Annotated in this window: 25 protein-coding genes and 1 tRNA gene; 12 read left to right on the top strand and 14 right to left on the bottom strand. The window is 32.8% G+C overall.

Annotated features, from left to right (window positions below; translation table 11 throughout):
* Positions 1-9: 9 nt before the first annotated feature.
* The gene (locus DKT72_RS05125) at positions 10-1,014 is read left to right on the top strand and encodes a PorP/SprF family type IX secretion system membrane protein (RefSeq protein ID WP_111307661.1); all 1,005 of its coding nucleotides are present in this window, start codon (positions 10-12) and stop codon (positions 1,012-1,014) included.
* Between the two features lie 2 nt (positions 1,015-1,016).
* Here the strand turns inward: DKT72_RS05125 and DKT72_RS05120 are convergent, their stop codons facing one another.
* The gene (locus DKT72_RS05120) at positions 1,017-1,451 is read right to left on the bottom strand and encodes a Cif family virulence factor (protein WP_235841620.1); all 435 of its coding nucleotides are present in this window, start codon (positions 1,449-1,451) and stop codon (positions 1,017-1,019) included.
* 205 nt (positions 1,452-1,656) lie between these two features.
* Between DKT72_RS05120 and DKT72_RS05115 the strand changes: the two genes are divergently transcribed.
* Positions 1,657-1,935 carry an STAS domain-containing protein gene (locus DKT72_RS05115; RefSeq protein WP_111307660.1) on the top strand — a complete coding sequence of 93 codons (279 nt, stop codon included), beginning with the start codon at positions 1,657-1,659 and terminating at the stop codon, positions 1,933-1,935.
* On the opposite strand, the gene DKT72_RS05110 is transcribed toward DKT72_RS05115, so the two are convergent.
* The 6 genes from DKT72_RS05110 to DKT72_RS05085 all read right to left on the bottom strand — a co-directional run bounded on the left by DKT72_RS05110 (position 1,936) and on the right by DKT72_RS05085 (position 9,194).
* Positions 1,936-3,036, bottom strand: a complete 1,101-nt coding sequence (locus DKT72_RS05110; protein WP_111307659.1) for a DUF4407 domain-containing protein — start codon at positions 3,034-3,036, stop codon at positions 1,936-1,938.
* A 142-nt stretch (positions 3,037-3,178) separates the two neighbouring features.
* Complete coding sequence (locus DKT72_RS05105) at positions 3,179-5,104, bottom strand: M56 family metallopeptidase (RefSeq protein ID WP_111307658.1); 1,926 nt, start codon at positions 5,102-5,104, stop codon at positions 3,179-3,181.
* Positions 5,105-5,106: 2 nt separating this feature from the next.
* The gene (locus DKT72_RS05100) at positions 5,107-5,472 is read right to left on the bottom strand and encodes a BlaI/MecI/CopY family transcriptional regulator (RefSeq protein ID WP_111307657.1); all 366 of its coding nucleotides are present in this window, start codon (positions 5,470-5,472) and stop codon (positions 5,107-5,109) included.
* A gap of 229 nt (positions 5,473-5,701) precedes the next feature.
* Complete coding sequence (locus DKT72_RS05095) at positions 5,702-6,565, bottom strand: DMT family transporter (protein ID WP_111307656.1); 864 nt, start codon at positions 6,563-6,565, stop codon at positions 5,702-5,704.
* Positions 6,566-7,798 carry a hypothetical protein gene (locus DKT72_RS05090; RefSeq protein WP_111307655.1) on the bottom strand — a complete coding sequence of 411 codons (1,233 nt, stop codon included), beginning with the start codon at positions 7,796-7,798 and terminating at the stop codon, positions 6,566-6,568.
* A gap of 7 nt (positions 7,799-7,805) precedes the next feature.
* Positions 7,806-9,194, bottom strand: a complete 1,389-nt coding sequence (locus DKT72_RS05085; RefSeq protein WP_111307654.1) for a dipeptidase — start codon at positions 9,192-9,194, stop codon at positions 7,806-7,808.
* Between the two features lie 99 nt (positions 9,195-9,293).
* Between DKT72_RS05085 and DKT72_RS05080 the strand changes: the two genes are divergently transcribed.
* From DKT72_RS05080 to DKT72_RS05035, 10 genes are all read left to right on the top strand, one after another.
* Positions 9,294-9,375: transfer RNA gene (locus DKT72_RS05080), tRNA-Leu, on the top strand.
* Positions 9,376-9,817: 442 nt separating this feature from the next.
* Positions 9,818-10,186, top strand: a complete 369-nt coding sequence (locus DKT72_RS05075; protein WP_111307653.1) for a hypothetical protein — start codon at positions 9,818-9,820, stop codon at positions 10,184-10,186.
* A gap of 201 nt (positions 10,187-10,387) precedes the next feature.
* A complete protein-coding gene (locus tag DKT72_RS05070; RefSeq protein ID WP_111307652.1) occupies positions 10,388-11,314 on the top strand; it encodes a hypothetical protein in 927 nt (308 codons plus the stop codon).
* A 4-nt stretch (positions 11,315-11,318) separates the two neighbouring features.
* Positions 11,319-13,304, top strand: coding sequence for a TonB-dependent receptor plug domain-containing protein (locus tag DKT72_RS05065; protein WP_111307651.1), 1,986 nt, complete (start codon positions 11,319-11,321; stop codon positions 13,302-13,304).
* Positions 13,305-13,344: 40 nt separating this feature from the next.
* Complete coding sequence (locus tag DKT72_RS05060) at positions 13,345-14,211, top strand: MbnP family protein (RefSeq protein WP_111307650.1); 867 nt, start codon at positions 13,345-13,347, stop codon at positions 14,209-14,211.
* Positions 14,212-14,275: 64 nt separating this feature from the next.
* Positions 14,276-15,295, top strand: a complete 1,020-nt coding sequence (locus tag DKT72_RS05055) for a cytochrome-c peroxidase (RefSeq protein ID WP_111307649.1) — start codon at positions 14,276-14,278, stop codon at positions 15,293-15,295.
* 65 nt (positions 15,296-15,360) lie between these two features.
* A complete protein-coding gene (locus DKT72_RS05050; protein ID WP_235841619.1) occupies positions 15,361-15,954 on the top strand; it encodes an SCO family protein in 594 nt (197 codons plus the stop codon).
* A gap of 9 nt (positions 15,955-15,963) precedes the next feature.
* Positions 15,964-16,347, top strand: coding sequence for a hypothetical protein (locus DKT72_RS05045; protein WP_162623245.1), 384 nt, complete (start codon positions 15,964-15,966; stop codon positions 16,345-16,347).
* A 28-nt stretch (positions 16,348-16,375) separates the two neighbouring features.
* A complete protein-coding gene (locus DKT72_RS05040) occupies positions 16,376-17,239 on the top strand; it encodes a helix-turn-helix domain-containing protein (RefSeq protein ID WP_111307647.1) in 864 nt (287 codons plus the stop codon).
* Between the two features lie 13 nt (positions 17,240-17,252).
* Positions 17,253-17,927, top strand: a complete 675-nt coding sequence (locus DKT72_RS05035) for a superoxide dismutase (protein ID WP_111307646.1) — start codon at positions 17,253-17,255, stop codon at positions 17,925-17,927.
* A 163-nt stretch (positions 17,928-18,090) separates the two neighbouring features.
* Here DKT72_RS05035 and DKT72_RS05030 read toward each other — a convergent pair whose 3' ends face one another.
* From DKT72_RS05030 to DKT72_RS04985, 7 genes are all read right to left on the bottom strand, one after another.
* A complete protein-coding gene (locus DKT72_RS05030; protein WP_111307645.1) occupies positions 18,091-18,543 on the bottom strand; it encodes a DoxX family protein in 453 nt (150 codons plus the stop codon).
* An 18-nt stretch (positions 18,544-18,561) separates the two neighbouring features.
* The gene (locus DKT72_RS05025; protein WP_111307644.1) at positions 18,562-19,293 is read right to left on the bottom strand and encodes an SDR family oxidoreductase; all 732 of its coding nucleotides are present in this window, start codon (positions 19,291-19,293) and stop codon (positions 18,562-18,564) included.
* Positions 19,293-19,715, bottom strand: a complete 423-nt coding sequence (locus tag DKT72_RS05020; RefSeq protein WP_111307643.1) for a darcynin family protein — start codon at positions 19,713-19,715, stop codon at positions 19,293-19,295. The genes DKT72_RS05025 and DKT72_RS05020 overlap by 1 nt, the downstream gene beginning before the upstream one ends.
* Before the next feature lie 70 nt (positions 19,716-19,785).
* On the bottom strand, positions 19,786-20,361 hold the full coding sequence (locus tag DKT72_RS05015; protein ID WP_111307642.1) for a Crp/Fnr family transcriptional regulator: 576 nt from the start codon (positions 20,359-20,361) through the stop codon (positions 19,786-19,788).
* Positions 20,362-21,493: 1,132 nt separating this feature from the next.
* A complete protein-coding gene (locus DKT72_RS04995; protein ID WP_111307639.1) occupies positions 21,494-22,222 on the bottom strand; it encodes a DKNYY domain-containing protein in 729 nt (242 codons plus the stop codon).
* Positions 22,223-22,390: 168 nt separating this feature from the next.
* Complete coding sequence (locus DKT72_RS04990; protein ID WP_111307638.1) at positions 22,391-22,981, bottom strand: hypothetical protein; 591 nt, start codon at positions 22,979-22,981, stop codon at positions 22,391-22,393.
* Positions 22,982-23,000: 19 nt separating this feature from the next.
* Positions 23,001-23,609 (bottom strand): hypothetical protein, encoded by a 609-nt coding sequence (locus DKT72_RS04985; RefSeq protein ID WP_111307637.1) that lies wholly within the window; start codon positions 23,607-23,609, stop codon positions 23,001-23,003.
* Between the last annotated feature and the right edge of the window lie 209 nt (positions 23,610-23,818).

Genomic DNA, 23,818 nt, shown 5'->3' with positions numbered 1-23,818 from the left:
TGATAGTTTATGAAGTTGAAATATTGTTTTGTTTTGGTACTAGGATTTTTGAGTATGCTTATAGCAAAGGCTCAAGAAGGATTGCCTATTTATGCCGACTATTTAACTGATAATTATTATTTAATCCATCCATCCATGGCAGGAGCTGCAAATTGTGCTAAGGTTCGCCTAACAGCACGCCAACAATGGTTTGGACATGAAGATGCTCCTAAGCTTTTAACCTTAAGTATGAATGGTAGAATAGGGGATTCGCCTTCTGCAATCGGAGGTATTTTATATACAGATAAAAACGGTTACCATTCGCAAAGTGGTGCTTATGTAACGTATGCGCATCACATAATGTTTTCGAGGTCTGAATTAGATTTAAATCAGTTGTCTTTTGGATTAAGTGTTGGTTTTATTCAGTATAAGTTAGATGAAACGTCTTTTCCTCAAGATGGTTACGATATTCTAATTAGTGGAAATGTAGAAAGCAAAACAAACCTTAACATGGACTTTGGCTTTTCTTATAACTATTTAGACTTTTATTTGCATGGCACAGTAAAAAATATGTTAAAAAATTCTGGTGTTAATAATGATATTGAAATTACAAGCAATCTGAGGCGTTATTTGTTTTCTGCTGGTTATGTTTTTGGAGCTTATGGAAGTGATTGGACTTACGAGCCTTCATTGATGTATCAATATAAAGAAGGTACTAAAGAATCTTCCATAGATATTAATGCTAAAGCATATAAACAAATGGAATTTGGAAGTATTTGGGGAGGTTTGTCTTACAGACAAAGTTTGGATGGTGCTCAATATTTAACAAATTCAGGAGCTATAAATAGCCAAAAACTACAAAACATAACACCTATTCTTGGGGTTAATTATAACCAGTTTATGGTTGCCTATACATATACTTATCAAACAAATTCAGTGGTATTTACCAATGGTGGATTTCATCAAATAACACTTGGATATAACTTTAATTGTAAAAGAGAAAAATACGATTGTAATTGTCCTTCTGTAAATTAATATTAGTAAGACGTATCGACAATAATTTTCCAATCGGTTTCTATTTTCCTAAATAATAGCATAAAAAAACCATCTGCATTTCCAACATTGCGTTTTAAATGGTATTCGCCTAAAACGTAATAATTGTTTTCACTGATTTTGGAAACATCGTTTATTTTAAAGCTTAAGATACCTGTGTGATCTTTATCAGGATAACTCCTTCTATATTTTTCAAAGGTGTTGTCCCAACCTTGTGTAATACCATTAGGACCATAAAACTTAAGTGAATCACTTTTCCAATAGGCTTCCATAAAACCTTCCATATCATCATCAGACCAAGCTAGTCTTTGAGCTTTTAAAACAGCAAGAATATCTTTTTTGTCTTCTTTCTCGGAGGTTTGTGCAGTAACGTTATGTAACGATAAAATAAAAAGTAATAGTAAAAGCTTCTTCATCATGCATATAAAATTTGTGAAGTAAAAATAGCAAAATCAAACTTTTAAAGAAGTGATATATCGATTTATTTGACAAGTTTAATTTTTTTAACTAAAGTATTTTCCGCTTTATCGATAAAATGCAACTAAGTTTATTTTTAGTTGTATATTAATATGGTAATCAATGGATTAATAATTATAAATATTTATATAATATAAATTTATGTGTATGGACCTAACAATTAGTAACTGCAATAATTTTTATAGTTTAAAAGGAATTTTAAACAGGAATAATGTATATATGTTTCAGCAAGCATTCAAAAATATTTTTGAAAAATCTAACACTGTTACTATTAGCATAGAAGATTTAGAAAGCATAGACAGATATGGAGTTAATGCCATTGCAAGACTTCATGATGAGGCTATAGCTAAAAACAAAAAATTCGCTATTGTTGGTTTGGGGTGCAAAGATTTATATGATTATTTTAAATCTGGGAAAGCCGCTTAATTATAAAACATTTTTTTGTTGTTTAAAGAATGCATCAGCTTGTAGCTGCATAAGTTCTCTGGCTTTTTTGCGTTTATAAGAGTATAATTCATCTTCATGTTCAATGTCGTTGTAAATACGGTCATTAATGGCAAAGTCCGTTTTAAGTAAAGCCTCTCTTTGGTTTTTATTTTGAAGAATGGTTGTTTTTAAAGTAGCTTCCTGGTCTTCTAATTTATAGTCGTAAGCACTTTTTGGGGATAATAATTTTGCGAGTATAGGAGATGTTTCAATGGCCAGAAACAGCAGAAATATAAAAAACGAAGGTAGCCAAGGCAGCTCACCTAAAGCATTAACACGAGCCATTAAACCGTCAAAATTATTGATGATGGGTTGTGTTTTCTCAACCTCGGTGTCATAACTGCCTTTTAAATGGGCTATTTGGGTGTCATTAGCTAAAATCTTTTCTTTATTCTCTGCTTTTAGTTGTTGCAATTCCGCCAACAAATCATCATGTTTATCACGTTTTTCTTTATAAACAGGACCTTTGCCTAAAAGTTTGGTACCAGCGGTTCCTTCTGCTTCTGCGATATAAGTATTGTATAATGCGTTTACTTCGGCTTCTTTGTCATCGATTTGTTTTTGCAAAGCTTTATTATTTTCGGCTAAACTGTTTATACTAGGATTAAATTGTTCTGCTATTTGTGTTTTATTGGCAAGTGTTAAATCATTTTTTTGTTCCAATAACACCTGGTTAATTTCTTTTTCAAAAATTTTAAGTTCTAATGGTTTTGAAATAACGATTGCTATGATAACTGCCAATATAATTCGAGGTGTTGCTTGAATAAATTCGTCAATAAAGTGTCCGGTTTTTTTAATAGTGGAAACGATATAGCGGTCTAAATTAAAAATGAGGAATCCCCAAATAAGTCCGAAGAATATGGAGGTATACAAATTATCGAAAACGGTATAAAGCGCATAACTAGATGCTATAAAAGCCATAACGGCTGTAAAGAACACGGTGGCTCCAATACCAGCGTATTTATTTTGTTCCCCTTTAGAACAGTTTTCTAAAATGTCGGTATCTGCACCAGAGCAAATAATGAAGAATTGCTTTAACATAACGTATGCTATTTGATTGACCCTTCGACTAAGCTCAGGACAGGTTGACTATTAGAACGTTATCTTAATCATTTTGTTACATAAATTGATAAAAAAAAACAGCCAAGTTTAAACTTGGCTGTTTTAATCATGTATGTTTTGTTTACTTTTTTGCTGGCGGCGGTGGAGGTGGAGGCAACACATTTTCTTTTCTGGCTAAAGCCGTATATACGTTATAGAGTTCCATAACTTCTTTGTACTGAGTTTTTAAATCGTTAAGATCTCCTTTTTTCTCTTTAAAATAAACCTGCATAGCGTCTCCATAAGCATCAGCTTTTTCTACAAATTTTTTCTTGGCTTGCAATAATTCTTTTGAAGGATTTTGTGGTAAAGCTGTTTCAATTGGTGGAGGTGGAGGTGGTGGAAGTAATTTTTTGTCTTCCTCGGTCAAATCACTAATTTTTTTGTATTCTATTTTTCCATCTCTTATCAACTTCGCGTAAGGCAAAATAGGAGCTTCTGGTCTTGAAACAAGTTGTCTATTAGTGCTAGACATTTTAAAATACATACCACCTAAATCTGAAAACAAGGCATTCATTTTTTCTTGTTCTGTTTTTGTTTTGTTTATATAATGAGGAGGTATTTTTTTTAGCACTTCTAATTCATTGTATTTTTTCTTGTATTCTTCTACAGTATCTTGAGTTGCTCTTTGTTGGGTTTTAGAACTTTCTGCTTTCAATTCCTTTTTAATTTGTTCTAAAGCAGAATGATTTTTTTTTGAATTAGTAAACGTAGTTTCAAATCCTTTTTGAGTATACAAATGATTTTGATAAGATTGAGAAAACTTTACGCTTCTAGCATTATTATAAACAAAACTAGTTGTAAAATATTTAATATCAGATACTTTGTAATTGTCTAGTTCTGAATTTTTTACATGGGTTCCATCAATCCAAATAGCAAATTTGTTGGAGTTTTTCCATGAATTAAATTCAGTTTCAGTAGGAGTTTTTGGTTTTACATTGGATAAATTAGAAATTATATCTTTTGGATATTTTTTAACTGAATGGCGTTGTTCATCTGTCATTAAATCATAAATAGCAACAGCCCTTAAATATTTAGGATAAATTATCTTATTTGAATTTTCAAAGTCTTTGATGAAGTCTCGATATTCTTCCATCATCGCTTCGGTTACACCACTGCTGGTGACGTTTTGTTGAACAATAAAGGGCTTTTCAACAACTTTCTTTTCACTAAAACTATAAATCAATATAGCAAGTAATGGTAATAAAATGAGGCTTCGGAGCCAAATAGCTTGTTGGGATGTGTGTGTTTTCATAACTGTAAATCGTTTTTTGATGGATGAATAATTGATGGCGTTTGCCAATTGAGGTTCTAAAGCATTTGATGAGAATGTCAATAACATTTGTTGATATGTTGAAGGTATAATACCATTATTTATAACAGCTTGGTCTGCTAAAAACTCATGGTTTAATTTAATGCTGCGTTTTATAAAATGAATAAATGGATTGAACCAAAATAGAATGTGTAATAGTTCAATAAACAACACATCCAAACTATGTTTTTGTTTAGCATGGGTTTCTTCATGTAACAACACTTCTTTAGGGATTTGATGCGATTCAAACTTTTGCTTGTTTAAAAAAATGTAATCAAAAAAGGTATGGGGAATGACTAAATCTTGCAGCAACACATTAATGAAACGTTGGTTTTTAAATTTCGGGTTTCGTTTTATTTTAGTGATTAGTCCTGATAAATTTTTAAAAAACTTAAAACTAAAAAGTAACACACCCAAACCATAGATGCTCCATAACATCATAGAAGTATAGTTTATTGGTTCAGCCTTTATTACTGAGTTTGTTATAATTGATTCAGGGAAAACTAAAGGTACTTCTTGAGGAATAACTTCTATATATTTTATAAAGGTTATTAATGGGATTACAAATGCTATAACTACCGAAAGCAATAAATAAAAACGCTTAAAAACATGAAAGCTTTCTTTTTCTAAAACCAGCTTATAAAAGCCATAAAAGATTGCCAAACAGATGCCCGATTTTAAAATATAGAATCCCATAGCTATTTATTTTTAAGTTCCTTATCTATGAGTGTTTTTAAATCTTCCAATTCTTCTTTGGTTAAATTGGTTTCTTTGGTAAAAAACGAGGCGAACTGCGAGGCACTATCATTAAAAAAGTTTTTGATGAGACCGTTTACATGTTTAGAGAAATAATCCTTTTTTTTAACCAACGGGTAGTATTCTCTGGAGTTTCCGAATAAATTATAAGCAACAAAACCCTTATGGGTCATACGTTTTAAAAGCGTTGCGACGGTTGTAGTTGCTGGTTTAGGTTCTGGGTAGGCATCGAGTAAATCTTTCATAAACGCTTTCTCTAGCTTCCAGAGGTAGTTCATTAAATCTTCTTCGGTTTTTGATAATTGCATTTTCTACAAGATTAGATTATGTTCTACAAACATAGAACAAATATTTTAATTCTACAAGTGTAGAGTTAAAAAACATAAATAGTAGTGTGTCAATTCGATATTAGAAGCAGGAGAATGGTATCGAGAACTATTTGAAAATCTAAAAAGAATGATTCTCGATACAAATTACACACATGAAAAATGTGTGTAATTCACTCGAATTGACATTTTTAAAATATAGAAATATTAATTAGGATTTTTTACGCGAGCGAACACTCTCAATAACAACAGTTGCCAAGATTAAAGAGCCTCCAAGGAATGTGTTTAAATTAGGGATTTCATTTAGAAAAATAAAAGCCAAGATAATCCCAAAAATAGGTTGTGTGCTACTGATTATGCTGGCGGTGCTTACCGAAAAATGTTTAAAGCTACTTACCAACATGGTATGCCCAATGGCGGTTGTTAATAAACCTAGAGCGATGATGTATGGAAATTCAGTTGAAATATTTGAGATATCAAACAAAAAAGCAGCAGGTAACAATACCACACTTAGTATAACCAATTGATAAAACATAATGCTCATGCCTGTATAGCGAGTTATTAATTTTTTGGAAATGATGTTACGTAATGAATATAGTAATGCCGATATCACTCCAAAAATAATAGCTTCTACATAAGAATTTTCAAGACTGAATTCAGGTGCTAAAATATAAAGCCCCAATAATACTATAATGCTCAAAACAATGTACATGGGGTCAAATTTCACTTTAATGAACAAAGGTTCAATAAGAGCGGTTATCATAGGATAAGAGAACAACGATAACATCCCAATAGCAACGTTTGATAATTTAAGCGCATAGAAATAAGTAATCCAATGGGCGCCAAAAAACAAAGCGCTTAGTAATATGGTTAAAAAATCTCTTTTTGATAAAATCTTTAAATTAACCTTCTTAAAGTAGCAAAAAGCAAACAAAAAGATACCGCCTAAAACACAACGGCACCAAATAATAACTGGTGGATCTAAATCTATAAACTTACCTAGGGGACCAGAGGTGCTGCCAAAAAGCGTTGCTATTAAAAGAAAAATAAGGTTTTTGGTGTGTTGGTTTTTCATTTAACGGTTATAAGGGGTCTCATTAATCCAATTAAATTCTCTTGAATCTAACAGTAATTCTTTTCTTTTTAGTTTTATGACTATGTCATTAAAATTGAGGTTGCCTTCAAGAATTAAAGTTTCATTATTCAATAGGTTGTATTTTAGATTATAAGTTTTAGATTTAGTAATGCCAACTGAAATCATTGCTTTCTTAGAAGTTGTATCAATTTCAATCCTATAGGGCATATATGAATCATTCATGGTTTTTATTGTAGCACGGTGATTGTTTTCAATAATCAAATATCGCCATCTTTCAGTGTCTGTAATTAGTGGTTGAAGTGTGTCACCTTCTTTAATGTATTCTTCAACTTCCCAAATCCCATAAAGTGGAGTTTTATTACCTTTACTTTTTCCTCTGTCTCTTCCTTGCATAAGGGAGAAACCGAAGAATAAAATTACTAAGACAATTTTAATCCATAAGATAATTTTATGATACGTATGGTTTTTAATTGGATTGTAATAATTGTATGAGTTTGTTGGTTTATTTTTAATAAAAACATTAATAAACCTTTTAATATCTGTACTAAAAATAAATAATGCCATTATTGTTAAGTGTGTTGAAAATAACTTAACAGGAATGTCGTAAGTAAAATTCATAACAACAACATGCATCATAACTCCCATAGTTATAAACGCACCTAGAGTAGATGTTCTTCTTGGAATTAATAGTAAACCACCCGAGATTTCCATAATGCCCATAAAAAGATTATATCCTTTTGAGTATCCTAAATAAGTCCAAGCAAGTCCCATAGGGGAAAAATTCCCTAAAGGTTCTAACATTCTTGCTAACGAAGGATAAGGGAATTGTGACTGTATTATTTTTGCGAAACCATAGGAAAACATAGATAATATTAAGAAGACTCTTAGAACAACAATCAACCAATATAAGGGTTTGTTGTAATTTGTTCTTTTCTTGTCTAATAATATCCACAAAAAGGAAATAAAAAGACAAAGAGTTGCATTGACGAAAAGTGTAATATAAGCAAATGTATGGTCACCACTCCCAAAACCACTCACATTATAGTTGTAAGATATTCCTAAGATATTCTTGCCAATCCATTTAAATGGTACTTCCAAGAAATTACCAAAAAATCTTAATGTTAAGTAAAGAACAAAATAAGAAAATACAATTTTAAAAAACACTTTTTTGCTAAAACTCCAATTGTCTTGATATTCTTGAGTAAGTAACATTTTTAGTTTATTTAGAAAGCTCCGTAAAATATTTATAAAACAACGGAATGGTTTCAATACCTTTTAAAAAATTAAAAATGCCGAAATGTTCGTTAGGGGAGTGAATGGCATCACTATCCAAGCCAAAGCCCATTAAAATGGTTTTACTTTTTAGTTCTTGTTCAAAAAGAGAGACAATGGGAATGCTGCCACCACTACGTTGAGGAATTGGGACTTTGCCAAAAGTGTCTTCATAAGCTTTACTGGCTGCTTGGTACTCAATGCCATCAATTGGCGTTACATAACCTTGTCCACCATGATGCGGCTTTACTTTAACAGTCACTCCTTTTGGAGCGATGCTTGTAAAATGTTTTGTGAAAAGTTCGGTGATTTCTTTCCAATCTTGATGAGGTACCAAACGCATGGATATTTTGGCATAAGCTTTACTAGCTATCACCGTTTTAGCACCTTCGCCTATATAACCGCCCCATATCCCATTCACATCTAAAGTTGGACGAATGGAATTACGTTCGTTGGTGGCATAGCCAGTTTCTCCATAAACGGCTTCGATATTCAAGGCTTTTTTATAATTTTCTAAATTGAAAGGGGCTTTTGCCATTTCCGCACGTTCTTCTTTGGAGAGTTCTTCAACTTTGTCATAAAAGCCCGGAATGGTTATGTGGTTATTGTCATCATGCAGCGATGCAATCATTTTTGTTAAGATATTGATTGGGTTTGCCACTGCACCACCATACAATCCTGAATGTAAATCTCTGTTAGGTCCTGTTACTTCCACTTCTACGTAACTAAGTCCGCGTAACCCCGTCGTGATGGACGGGACATCATTCGCAATCATGCCTGTGTCGGAAATAAGAATGACATCGTTTTTAAGTTTTTCCTGATTATTCTTGACAAAGATGGACAGATTCGGACTCCCCACTTCTTCTTCGCCCTCAATCATGAATTTAACGTTGCAAGGCAATTGGTTGGTGCTGGTCATAAACTCCAATGCTTTCACATGCATATACATCTGTCCTTTATCGTCGCAGGAGCCTCTGCCAAAAATAGCACCATGAGGATGTAATTCCGTTTTCTTTATTACAGGCTCAAAAGGAGGCGAATCCCATAAATCAATGGGGTCAGCTGGTTGTACATCGTAATGTCCGTAAACTAAAACCGTTGGCAGTGCTTTATCAATAATTTTTTCACCATACACTATAGGATTCCCATCTGTTTGGCAGATTTTAACCCTATCGCAACCCGCCTTTTCTAAACTGGTTTTTACGGTTTCTGCCGTTTTTAATATGTCGGCTTTATAGGCTGAGTCCGCACTTATAGAAGGTATTTTAAGAAGTTCTATAAGTTCATTTAAAAATCTATCTTTATGCTCGTTGATGTATGATTGAATATCTTTCATGAAGTTATAATATGTTTCTTCAAAAGTATAAAAAAAGAATGTTTTTTAATCTTAAGAAGTTTGCCATTTAAAAATCTTGATTATATTTGCAGTCCTTTTGCGGGCGTGGTGGAATTGGTAGACACGCTAGACTTAGGATCTAGTGCCGCGAGGTGTGGGAGTTCGAGTCTCCCCGCCCGTACAAAAGCCGAAGAGAAATCTTCGGCTTTTTTTGTTTTAAATCCCACCTTAAAAAAGTCAGGTACAACATTTTCAATTTTTTAGAGTTCTAATAAGTTTTAAAAGTTTTTGATTATAAATCGTTCCAAATCAAATTAATTTGTTGGGTTGTTCCATAGTATGTAATATGCCTTATGTGTTTTTTTGTTTGTTTTCATTTGATAAATATCTGTATCAGTATATTTTTTTAACTATTGATAGGATTTTTCAATACATCATTATTCTGCTTTGTGGTCCTTTATTATAAGATGTTGTTTTTCTTACTATATTTTATGTGAGTTTGGATTCAACTTAATTTTTTTTAAACTAAAATAGAACCTGTCATTATATAGATATTCAATCCAATAACTTACATAAACAATTATGAATATTGTTATATGAAAAAAAAGTAAGACTTTTGCGCCGTGAAAACAGCAACAATCATATTATCTTTATTCATGCTTTTTAAACCTATAATTCCATTTGTGGAATATGTGGCATTGTATGATTATATAAAAAATGAACTATGCATAAATAAAGATAAGCCAATACTTAAGTGTAACGGTAAATGTTTTTTGAAAAAGCAATTAGCAAAAGCCTCAGAATCTGAAAATAGTAAAGATAAAAAACATATTTCAGTAGAAACGAGTATTGTCTTCTTTCAACCAATAAAAAAGGATTTTTGTTTTCGGACTTTATTGCATACAATTAAATTAAAAACATTTTCAATAAATGGTGATTTATCTTATTCGTATTTAGGTGTAAATTCCATATTTCGTCCTCCAATGGTATAGTTTTCAAGAGGTGTTTTTAGCTTGGTTGAAACATATGCCAACATCTAGGTTTGGTCTTTTTCCAATCACTATACCACGCCCTTCATCAGGAATATTATAATGTAACTAAGTGTTTTTGATTTTCAAAGATACTTAGCAATGTTATATATAGTTTCTGCTGAACTTCCTATAGTTTCAATTTAACATTCAAATTTATTAGAAATGAAATTTCTTAATTTTTTTGCAATTGCAACATTGTTTGCATTTACCATATCCTGTACCGTTGATAAGACGGATTTTGAAGCCGAGCTCAATCAGGATGTCACCGAATATTTTGAGTTTGAAGAAGCTGTTTCTTTTAATACCAACGGTTATCGCATAAGTGTCGAAGCCCTGAACGGAACGTTTTTCAAAGGGTATAATGAAATCCGCTTAAAAATTGTTAATACTCAAAACAACCAATTGGTAAGCAATTCTGAAATTACTTTTTTGCCGATTATGACCGGCCTTCAAGATCAGACAACATCTTGCCCACACAGATATAATTTGATTTACAATGCCGAAGAAAATTATTATTCTGGATATGTGGTATTTACAGACGAAAGTAGTTCGGTGAATAGTTGGGATGTGTATATCGGATTTATGAGTGAGGGCGAGCAAATATTTATTAACCAAAGTGTTACGGTTGAAACGCAGACCAATAAAAACCTGAATATGACGGCATTTACAGGAAATGACGGGGAAACATATTTTATTGCATTAATAGCTCCCCAAAAACCAAGTGTTGCAGAAAATGAGTTGGTTGCCGGAATTTATAAATACCATCAGCCGACCACCCCTTCGGGAACTTTTCCCGACCCTTCGCAGTTTTTATATTCTGAGGTGAATAACTATACATTATTGCTAGATCCTAGAATGCCGGAACCGTCTATGGGAAACCATTCTTCGCCCAATAATGTCGATTTGACCCAGCAATTAGACGGATTGTATTATGGAGTGGTTAATTACACGATGACCGGTAAATGGACATTGAACTTTATCCTACTAGATAAGAACGGGCAAATTATAAAAGGAACTGAAGTACCAACGGATTTTACACCTGGACTAGAAGGCGCAAAAAGCGAACTTTATATTGATATATTATTTTAGAAGGATGAACCGTTTAACACTATTATTACTTTTTACGGGAGTTGTGGGCTGGACTCAAAATACTCCAATACAAAACGACAGTACAGAGGTTGCTTTGGATGAAGTTGTACTTATTGCTAAGACTAAAAAAAAGATAGAGACCGAAATGAAAATGGCTGTTTCAGTCGATGAGTTTCTGGCATCTTCTGACAATATAAGTTTTATTAAAAGAGGGGCTTATGCTTGGGAACCTTTGCTAAACAACATGAGTACCGAGCGTTCGATCATTACCATTGACGGAATGCACGTTTTCGGAGCATGTACCGATAAAATGGATCCGATTACCTCATATGTTGAGAGTAATAATCTTGCATCCATTGAAATCAAATCTGGACAAGAAGGAGGAATGCAAGGTTCAACAGTGGCAGGAAGTATTAATTTGAAAAGAAAAAATACTTCGTTTACCAATTATAAAGACTGGAAAGGAGCGTATCAATCTGGGTTTGAATTTAACAATAAACAATTTTTCAATCTAGGTAACATATCATATTCAAGTGAGAAATTTGTAACCGAAGGAAGCTTTTCTTATCGTAAAGCTGAAAATTATTCTGATGGGAATAATGATAAGGTCAATCATTCTCAATTTAGAAAATTTAACAGTTCGCTAGGATTGACTTATAAAACCAGTGATTTATCTTCTTTACGTGTTGACGCAATTTTTGATCAGGCCAATGATGTCGGCTATCCCGCGCTTCCTATGGATTTATGGCTTTCAAGAGCTCTGATTACTTCAGTTGCTTATAAACAATTATTTGAAGAGGGATTGGTTCGGGTTTGGGATTCCAAAATATATTTCAACACCATAGAACATTATATGGATGATACCACCCGACCCGAAAACCTAGTGCATATGGATATGCCGGGGTGGAGTACAACGTATGGGTTGGTATCTAAAATCAACTTGAAAAAAGATAATTACTCTTCTGAAATTCAATTGAATGCCTATAATAACCTGTCGATTGCCGAAATGCGAATGTATCCGCAGGACAGAAGTGAACGAACCATGTTTGCCTATAGCTGGCCTTGGGTAACTACGCGTTATGCAGGAGTTTCCATAAATAACTCATTTGAGGTTACAGAAAAGACCCAGTTAAATTTTGGAGGTTCATTAGGATTAAATTATAACCATTCTAAATATGTGGATTTTAACTGGATTTTCCATCCGGGAGTGCCACAGGAAAAAACCAGGTTTTTACCAAGTCTGTATGCCGGTTACACAATTGATGTAAACAAATTCAATTTTTCTGTAGGAAGTGGTTACGGACATCGTGCTCCTTCTGTTTCGGAAGGTTATGGGTATTATATCTATAACAGTTTTGATCGCTACGATTATATCGGAAATCCTGATTTAAAGAATGAGATTTCGTATGAAATCAATGCAAGTGCGGGTTTTAAAAATGAAAAAATCAGCTTTCAGGTAAAAGCCAATTATTTCCATATTCAGAATTATATCATCGGAAGGATTTTAAGTATGGGAAGTCCAATGAATTATCAATCTGTCGGAGTTAAGGGGTATACCTCATTGGATTATGCAACGCTTTTCAATTTTTCCCTAAATGCTAAATATGATATTTTAGAACATCTGCATTGGAATGGAACGTTGACTTACGCCCGTGGGAAAGATAATAAAGAAGGGAATCTTCCTTTCATTCGTCCTTTGAGCTATCAGACTTTGTTGCAATATCATTACAAGGATTTTGGTTTTCAAACTTCGGTAAATGGAGATTTTGAACAAATCGATTATAGTCCTGAATACGGAGAAGATAAAACGCCATCTTATACGGTATGGAATCTGTCTGCCGATTATACGTTTTATCTTGAAAATTTCAGTACGACATTTCAGGTAGGGGCTGAGAACCTATTAAACGAATACTACAGCACGTATGCTGATTGGGGAAATATTCCTAGGATGGGACGTAATATTTTCACCTCCATAAAATTCAATTTTTAATCATAAATCAAATTATATATAACAATTAAATTCAAAAAAAATGAAAAATTTAAAAAAGTATCTTTTCTTATCTGTTATTTCAATGGCATTTGTTTCATGTAGCAATGATGATGATATTCCTGTTGCAAACAATGTAACCTTAGCGTTCAACAACACCTTTGGGGATAAGGCTATTGTACTGGGCAATGCTTCTTCTACCACAGCTTCGGTAAATACTTCAGAAGCAGGACAAGTCCATCGTTTTTCAGAGCTGAAATATGTAATAAGCAATATACGTCTTATAAAAGCAGATGGCACAGAAATTCCTTATAATGTGAATGATCTGGATAAAGGGGCAACAGTAGTAGATCAATCAAAACCAGCCTCATTGAACTATGTCATGAGTAATATCCCTTCGGATGAATATAAACAAATCAAATTCGGATTAGGGGTTAGAAATGATTTGAATACTTTGAATGAGGCAAGTTTTCCTGATTTCTACGCTATGGCAGGAGCCAACGATACCGAGATGATGTGGGAATGGGGAACGGGATATCGCTTTACTAAAATAGAAGGCTTTTATGATACTGATAATAAAGAAATGTCCATTCACACCGGGAGTACAGTAGAAGGAGAAGAAGGTAGTTATATACAAGGGGTTGATGCCTATAGGGATATTGTCTTAAATCTTTCTACAAACGCTGTAGTGGGTAGTGCATCACCAAAAATTACCATTAAAGCAGATTTTGACAAATTGTTGAGCGGAAATTCCAATACGATTACATTATCAACAGGAACAGGTATGGGCGACAATGCAACTCCAAACATTCACACAGCTGTTCAAATGGTGAAATTTGTAGATAATTTGGGAGGAAATGGCTCAAGCGATACCACTGGCATGTTCTCTATTAGTAGCGTAGAAAACTAAATTTATATTTCAGAGCCGCCTTATAATAGGCGGCTCTTACTAAAAAATATTTTAAATAACCAGAATGAAAGTTTTTCTGAAATTTTTACCGCTTTTATTTTTGCTGGCATCTTGTAGCAATGATGACCACGAAGATATTTTGTATGACAATCCCGAATTATCTTTAAATATTCCGTCCGGTTTTCCAGAACATAATAATTCGTTCTATACAAATAGGCCAACAAAATATGGAGTGCAATTAGGACTAAAACTATTTAACGAAAAACGGTTCAGTTTAGACAATACCATTTCATGTGCGAGCTGTCACATTCAGGCAAATGCCTTTACTGATAATAAACCACAGGCCATAGGTATTGAGGGAAGAATAGGAATCCGTAATACTCCACCTATCCAAAATTTGGCATTTATGATGTTTTATAATTGGGATGGAAGCAAGCTTCAGTTAGAGCGTCAATCTATAGTGCCCATCATAACGCATGAGGAAATGGATTCTTCTATTTTGGAAGTTATTGGAAAAATAAATGAAGACCCTTCCTATAAAGATTTGTTCAGAAAATCCTTTGGAGATGAAGATATCACTCCGGATAGGATTTATAAGAGTATAGCCCAATATGAATATACATTAATCTCGTCAAACAGTAAGTACGATAAAGTAAAAAGAAATGAAGGTGGAACTTTTACGGAAAGCGAATCACAGGGCTATCAAATTTTTCAGCAAAAATGTGCTAGTTGCCACAGTACCGAATTATTTACCGATCAAAGTTTTAGAAATATCGGGTTTCCTTTAAATCTGGACAGTAATGAGGGTGGAAGAGCTAGGATTACAGGAATTGAAGCTGATTATATGAGTTTTCGTGTACCTTCATTAAGAAATATAGAGTACACAGCACCTTACGGAAGCTTCGGGCAATTTGCCACGTTGAAAGATGTTCTGGATTATTTTGATGATGGTGTCTTAGGTGCAGATAACCTTGATCCTATTTTTAAAGATAACGGAAATAGAATTCCGCTTACCGAAGAGGAAAAAGAGCTTCTTATTTCATTTATGAAAACATTGAGCGACAATGAATTTACAGAGCGATAAAAAAGTAAGCAAGACGACTAAGAATCACATTTTTAGTTAAATATTGAAAATAAGTATATTGCACTATGAAAAGAATGGTCTGGTTTTTATTTCTAATTATAGCTTTTGGTTGTCAAGAAAAGCAACTACCTATTTTGGGTCATCCTGAAATTAAGGATAATAAAACCATATATCCTAAGATTAAGGAGTTTTCCTTTATAGATCAAGATAGTACGGTCATAACAAACAGCACGTTCAATAATAAGATATATATTGCGGACTTTATTTTCTTATCATGTCCTACGGTATGTCCAAAAATGCATACCCAATTAAAGTCGGTGTATGATATCTATAAGGATAATCCTAGCGTATCATTTTTATCCCACACCATAGACCCTGAAAGGGATACGGTAGAACAATTAAAGAACTTTACCGAACTACACGGTATTGATAAAAATTGGCACTTTGTTACTGGAAATAGGGACAGTATAATGAACATAGCTACGGAAAGCTATTTTACTACCGCATATCCGGATTCAAAGGAACCTGGGGGTTTAGTACATGGTGGTGGGTTTTTATTAGTTGATAAAAACAGACATATACGGGGTGTATATGACGGGACAGATCCAGTAGATACTGCAAGATTAAGTGATGATATCAAGGTATTGCTAAAAGAATAAAACCGATTAATGAATAAAATAATAACATATTTCCTCATTATTTTGTTTGTATTTCAAAGTACAAGCAATTTTTGGATTATGTTTTCATTTTATTTAAACAGGGATTATATTGCGCAGGAGCTATGTATTAATAGATTTGATAAAATCCCTGTTTGTAAAGGGTCTTGTTATTTAGGTGAAAAGCTATCCGAAAACGAGAAGAAAGAACAAAAAAACACCAGTACTAAAAACAAAGAAGTTCAACTTTATACACAGGTAAAGTACGATATGGATTTTGGGATCAAACCTTTTATAGGTTATCACAAAGCGGTTTTTTTCTCAAAAAACGATCTCATACATTCCACTTTTGTCCATTCCATTTTTCATCCTCCAAAGCAGGTTAATTTAATTTAGTTTTTCTAATTTTTAATTAATCATAATCATGCAAACAGAATATATACCTGTATGCAAGATGGATTTATTTGATGAAAATTTAAAGCATTTTTGGATAAGCGATTTAAATGGGTTATTACCTAAATTTCCTTTTTTAGAATATCCTCACACTCATAATTTTTACACCATACTATTTATTGAACAAGCTCAAGGAGAAATCAATATAGATACTGAAAGAATTATGGTTAATGATGCTAAAGTTATCATCATTAAACCTTATTGCATCAATACGATTAACTTACATAGTAAAGCTACTGGGACAATTATTTGTTTCCATGAGGCTTTCTTTTCATTGCGATTCAATAACAATATTTTAAATCTATTTTCCTTTTTACATCTGGAATCTAAACCTTTTGTTAGCGTTTCAGAAAACCAATTAAGCAGATTTAAAATATTTTTGAATCTCTTGGAAGAAGAATATGTGCTTCAAAAAATAGAAGCAAAAAAAGTAATGCAATCCTATTTAAATATTCTATTGTTTGAATTGGAACGCATTTACAAGCCTATCGGAGTTGTTAACTTTAAAACCCAACGACAGCATAGGGTCCAAAATTTCGAAAAATTAATAGATAAACACTATGTTTCGAAAAAGCTCCCTTCAGATTATGCTAAATTGCTCAATATCAGTCCGAATTACCTCAATAAGCTCTGTAAGGAAATTACAGGCATGACGGCCGGAGATTTGATAAGAAAACGTATCACCATAGAAGCTCAAAGACTTATTCACTACACTCACCATTCCATAAATGAGATAGCGGATAAACTTGGATTTGAAAACACGTCCTATTTCATAACCTTTTTTAAAAAACAAACAGGGAATAGTCCTGAACAGTTCAGGAAACTTGAAAAATAATTAACTAGAAACAATGAAAACAAACACTATTTTATTTTTACTGATGATTCACTGTGCATACGGTTTTGCACAATTCTCACAAGAGCCATTACCTTATAAAGTAGATGCCCTTGAGCCTTATATTGACTCACAAACGATGGACATCCATTTTAATAAGCATCATGCAGGCTATATTAAAAATTTGAACACGGCCGTAAAGGGAACAGCGACAGAAAAAATGACCTTACTGGACATTTTATCCAATGTTTCCAAGCTGGGTAGCACTATTAGAAATAATGCAGGAGGCCATTACAACCATCAATTATTCTGGAAAGTTTTAACACCAAATACGGCTACAAAACCATCTAAAAAATTAGAAAGAGCCATAAATGAAACCTTTACCGATTTAGAAGCCTTGAAAGTTGAGTTGTCCAAAGCCGGTTCAACTCAATTTGGTTCCGGATGGGCTTGGCTTTATGTAAACCAAAATGGTAAATTGTCCATTTGTTCCACAGCAAATCAAAACAACCCTCTAATGGATGATGCCGAACATAAAGGAATTCCAATTTTAGGAATTGATGTCTGGGAACATGCTTATTATTTAAAATACCAGAACCAACGTGGTAATTACCTGAATGCCATTTGGAATATCATAAATTGGGATGAAGTGAGCGAAAGGTATGAGGAAGCCATAACTAAGAAACAATAATTTAAAAAAGGAAAATGAGTTATAAAAATTTTGTAGTGGTATTGCTATGCCTTTTAGCCACCAGTGGCTTTGCCCCTAACGGTCTTCTTTACTTTGATTTATTAATTTAATAGAAGAAAAGAGGAGAACTAAAACGGTCTTCCGTTAGAGGTTCGGGCTTTTATCAGCCTTTAATTGCAAATGAATATGTCCAAGCAATGAAGAAAACTTGCAACGGAACCCTGAACCATAAATAAGTTAGTCCGTTTCCATCAAAAGTTCCATTTTGATAGTCAATGTGTTTCATGGCTGCATAAATGTTTGCAGGAAGTATGAGTATAAAAAATATGATTAACAACCACGCTGTAACAATTCGGGCATTAGGTATAAAAAGCCCCATAGCTGCTGTAATTTCAATAATGCCTGTCAAATAAACTACTCCTGTTTTGTATGGAATAAAGCCGGGTAACATCATTGACATTCCTTTGGTGAATGCAAAATGTGCAACTGCTGTAAATACGAGCATAACCGACATGGCAATACGACCTGATAAGGCAAATTCAAAATTTCCACGAATAATTTTTGTGGTAATGAGCGAAATGGCAAATACCGAAAGTAAAACGATTAGAGGTTTCATAACTGATTATTTTTAAAGTTAGTTTTTCATTATTTTGTCCGAAAGTTTAGGCGAAAGCCGGTTGATAAGTTTTAGCAACTTTGTTTTACCGATATAACTCTCCAACTTGTCTGCTTTAAAGTTGCGGAAAAATTCATCTGTTAATTGTTCCGGTGTAATTTTTGATTTTCCACGTCCTGCGGTCATTGGTGTCTCTACTAATGCAGGAATAATTTCAAAAACTTTAGCGTGGGTATCTTCCAACTGATAGCGAAGTGTTTTTGTAAAGCTGTGAATGGCAGATTTTGTGGCACAATAAATAGAAGCCGATTTTTTGGGTGCAATAAATAGTCCGCTACTTACATTTACTACAGCACTATCTTTATTTTTCAATAGCAACGGCAATAAAAGCCCTGTCAGTTTTATAGGTGCTGTTAGGTTAGTCGCTATTTCGTAGTCTATTTTGTAAGTAAGGTTTGGTTCTTCTGTAAATGTGTAATTGTACTGAACGGCTGCATTGTTTATTAAAATGTTCAAGCCTGAATGTTGTTGTTCAATGAAAACAACCAATTCATCCAAAGAATTTTTATCGGTCAAATCACCTTTAAATGTTACCATTTCTGGAAAGTCATTTTTTATTTGCTCTAATTTTTTTAGGTCTCGTCCTGTGATGATGACTCTGTTATTGAGCGACAAAAAGCGTTTTGCCAACGCAAGTCCAATGCCCGATGAACCCCCTGTAATTAAAACCGTGTTTCCTGTCGTCATCATTACTCTTCCTTTTTAAATCGTTCGTTAAAATCTTTAAATAGGTTTTCCTGCCCAACAATGATGTCCTTAATTTCAAAATAAGGAGCTGCGTAAACTTTGGTATCGCGAAGTAGCTCAATCAACAATTTGTAATCGTCCAAATTGGTTGTAGTTACAATCATAAAATCTGATACCGATGCATGAAAATACTCGCTATCAAACAAACGTACACTTACGGTTTTACTAACACGAACAAATATTGGCGTCAGTTCTTTTTCTACAAATTCGCTTCGTTGCTCTCTCGTTAAAGAAAGCCATTTCGGGGTTGCATTCATCAACACCAAAATGGTATAAGGTTTTTTGTTTTCCATATCACTTTGCTTTGGTTGAGCATTGGCAACTAGGGACAATGCCGTAAATAGAATTAATAGTAGTTTTTTCATTTTGCACTATTTTGATGATACAAAATTGCAAAGCTGAAAAACCAATTCCATTTACATAGGTTGATAAATGCTACTTACCCCAAATTTTTTTTCTGATACGGCTTAATTGTGTTGGCGTAATGCCTAAGTAAGAAGCAATGTGATATTGCGGAATTTGTTGTTCCAACTGCGGAAAATTGTTTTGAAAAATCTGATAACGCTTTTCAGCATCCAATAAAACGATTTCTATTTCTCTCTGTTCTTTCTGCACAAAAAACAGTTCGGCTAAAATTCTCTGTGCTCGTTCAATGTCAGGGCAAGTTTCGTAAAGTGCCTGTATGTCTGCATAGTTAGCGACCATAAAGGTACAGTCTGTTAGTGCTTGTTGATTAATTTGGTTGGGTTTTCCTGTGATAAGTGAAGCGTATCCTCCAATGAAGCAAGGATTGATAAAAAAATGTTTGTTGTATTCAACGGCTTCGTTGTTTCTGTAAAATGCCCTAATAATGCCACTTTCCAAAAAACCGATTTCTTTTGCTGTCTGTCCATCCGAAATAAAGTAGTCGCCCTTTTTCAAAGCTTTTGTTGTAAACAATGCCGAAAACTTGTCCCAGCTCTCAGGCGAAATAGGTGTCAGTTTATTGAAAAATGTTTTTAAGTCTGTCATTGTTTTTCTTACGTGCTGTCGTTCATAGCCTGAACGCAAATAACCGTATAATCCCAACAAACACCAATCCCCATGGTAGTCATCCCAGTTATATATGCAATATATTACTTTTTAATAACCTATCCTATGGGCTTATGATGGTTTTGTTGTTAATCTCAAGGGGAAATCATAATTAGCTGGTGATTTAAAGGCCAAAGCAGTCCAATTCGAATGAACTTTTCCACATTCAGAGCATTTAAATTCAGTCGGTTTATTTTTCTTCTTTTTCCAAAACATTAATTAGTCCGTTTTATAAAAATCAAGCACGAAACAATAGTCAAAATCAGAATTCCAATTGTTCCGAAAATTATCAGATTTAACCACATTACAACACTGTGAATTCCTGTTGCAAATTTATTTAATATTGGCTCGGATGTAAACAGTAGTAATAAAGTCAGAACTACAAATACTATTAAATGAATTAATATTATTTTCTTTTTACTTAGCATTTATTCACTCGGTATTGTTACAAAACCTGTCCAAATCATAATTATATAAATTAGGCACATTATGGATGCCGCTTTAAAGAACAGATTAAATATTTTAAAAATGATTGGTACTTTTTCAACTAAACCTGTGTTATTTCTAATATGAAAATCTTTAAGTTTATTTACTATAATTGTTCCGCCTATTCTAAAAAAGAAAAATCCAAAAAGAAAAAACAATGAGAGTTTAATTTTAAATTCCAAATTTTGAGTTTTTTTAATGTTGTACAACAATCATATAACCCCAACAAACACCAATCCCCATTGCAGTCATACCATTTATATATGCAATATATTACTTTTTAATAATATCCTATGGGCTTGTAATGGTTTTGTTGTTAATCTCAAGGGGTCTGGGAAGTGGAGAATTTAGCATATCACATCACAGACTTCAAAGCCCTGGAAAAATACAGTGAAAAGTGGAGCAGGAATGCTTGCTCTATTGTTTTTAGTAAAAAAGAGTGCATACAAGCTAAAAACCTTGTTTTTTAAGGAATCTTAAAACAGCTCATTATAAAGTACCTAAAAAGAGAAACTGCCTCAACAGACAGTTATAGAAGCCTGTTTTTTATAATGTATGGGCTTGTGCTACCGGTGTTGTGTTTAGTTCAATTTATTCGTCCAAATTTATCTTGACATATATAATTTTCAACTGTAAATGTTTTAATGTCAATCGTATCTTTTACAAAACTTGCTTTTTCTTTTACAAATACAGTTCGCTCATGAGGTAAAATATATTTTTGGTCTTTATTATATATAAATTCAGTGTCCTTTGCCATTCCGTCACTGCCTTTAAATAGTTCAATATTTTTGTAATCCTTTGAAGGTACTTTGTAATTATTGAAATAATAAAAACAACCATCAGTACTCCATCGTCCTAAAAAGCTTTCTTCATCCTTGTAAACAAAAGTAAAGTCTTTAACAGAGCATACATTTAAAGACTTATTTGTGTAAAATACATTATTCCAATTTTGAGAAAAATACCCATCTATTATTTTGAACTCTTTTGGACTCGAATTTGAGATAGAATCGTTATAGTAATATGCTCGATTTTTGTCAACTGCATAGCCGTCTTTAATGTGCTTAAATGTTTTTGGGTCAGCTCCAGGAATAACTATGTTTTCGTAGTAAACATTTGTTTTATCCCTACCATAAAGATTGTCATCTGTTTTAATTTCAGAAAAAGATTGTAAGTCAGCATTTTCAACTATTTTCTCATTCCAACCTCCTTGTCCGAAACTCCAAAATCTATAATAAACTTTATTTTCTCGTTTTTCATATTCTGAACTACAAGAATAAAAATTCAATAATATCAATATGACGAGAATTTTTTTCATAATTAAACACAACACTTATACAACCACAACAAACTTACATCATCATCTTTCAATGTACAAGATAAGAACCTATTAAAACCAAAAAACGCCCTTAAAATGGGTGTTTTTGTATCATGTTTTTTTGAAATTATAGGGTTGTGCAACGGTTACCGGTGTTGGCAATAGTATTTATTCTAAATATTTATCAATCGGAAATTTTATTCCGATATAATATTTGTGTCGGCTTAAATAGTCTTTAACCACAGATGTAACTGCTGGATAAGTTCCTATTTCTATTCTACCAATATTTTCAAATTTATAAGCTAAAGCAATTTTTGCTATAAAATCAAAATTCTCTACTTTTCTATTTTGGTTTTCAAAACCTTGGTCATTTACTATATAACCAATTCCACCTCCAATATTTACAAAAAGGTTAACACCAAATATATCATAATCGAAATACGGGATTAAATTAATTGCGGAAAATTCTATATTTTCTAAATCTTTTGATGAAGTCTTGTCGTAAAATAATTCCACACCAATATTCGTTCTATATTGAACATTAAAGCTACCATATAATCCGATTGCAAAATTCATCTTGTAACCTGTATTATCTGTATTCTCACTTATACCACCTCCAGAATTAATAGTTATCCCACCATTTGGAACGGATAAAGTCGTATTTGCAATATTAAACATTAGTCCAAACTCATTTTCTTGAGCTTTGCTGACTGTTAAAAAGCAAAGTAGTAAACAGGTAATAATAATTTTTTTTCTCATAATTAATAAGTTGTTGTTTTTAGAAAGTTAGTGTGGCTATCTTTTCATTTCCATAATATAAAATGCCAGAATTAATTGATTTTGGAAAAGGGAAAAAGAAAACAATTTTTTTTGATTTAAAATTTTGTGGTTTGAAATATAAAATAAAAGCTCTTGGTTTATTTTTATTTCCAAAATTTATTGGTATTTCTAATGTGTTGAAACCATCAAAATTAAAATTTTCAAAAGAATCAGGAACAGATGGGTCATATTTTAATATGGAATTTTTAAGGTCAAATGAATTTGGATTTTTAACAAGTTTTTCAAATCCAGTATAGGCAGTAGCATTTTGATAAGAAATGTCGACAGGTCTTATTTTTAATTTGTTCACTGTGTCCAATAAAATGAATTTATTTACATCAAATTCTTTTTTTTCTTTACTTGTTGATGACATTTCAACTTTGATGAAAATTGTTTTCAATTTATCGGAATCGACAATAATTCTTGTAGAAATTTGCACTTTTTTTAATTTTCTTGCCGCATTGATTTCTATATCATATTGATTGTCTGAAGTACGTATTATTTGACCAAATGAAATTAATACAGAGAAAAAAAATAGTGGAAGTAAGAATTTTGTTTTATTATTCAAATCACTAATATTTAGTAAGGTTCATATTATTGCCAACGTTTATGTATAAGGAAAGTTGCGTGTTTGTGTGCGAGGATTTTCCGAAGGAAAATCGGAAGCCGGCAAACAAGCAACAGAGTTTGTGTTAGCTAAAACTAGCAATTTTTTATACACGTTGTGCCTGTTGCACAACAATCAAATATAGTTTAAAATTTCAATAATTGCATGAA

It is taken from the genome of Confluentibacter sediminis (assembly GCF_003258355.1).
Lineage (GTDB): Bacteria > Bacteroidota > Bacteroidia > Flavobacteriales > Flavobacteriaceae > Confluentibacter > Confluentibacter sediminis.
Note: the sequence above shows the minus strand (reverse complement) of the source record. Positions and strands in the feature narration are given on the sequence as shown.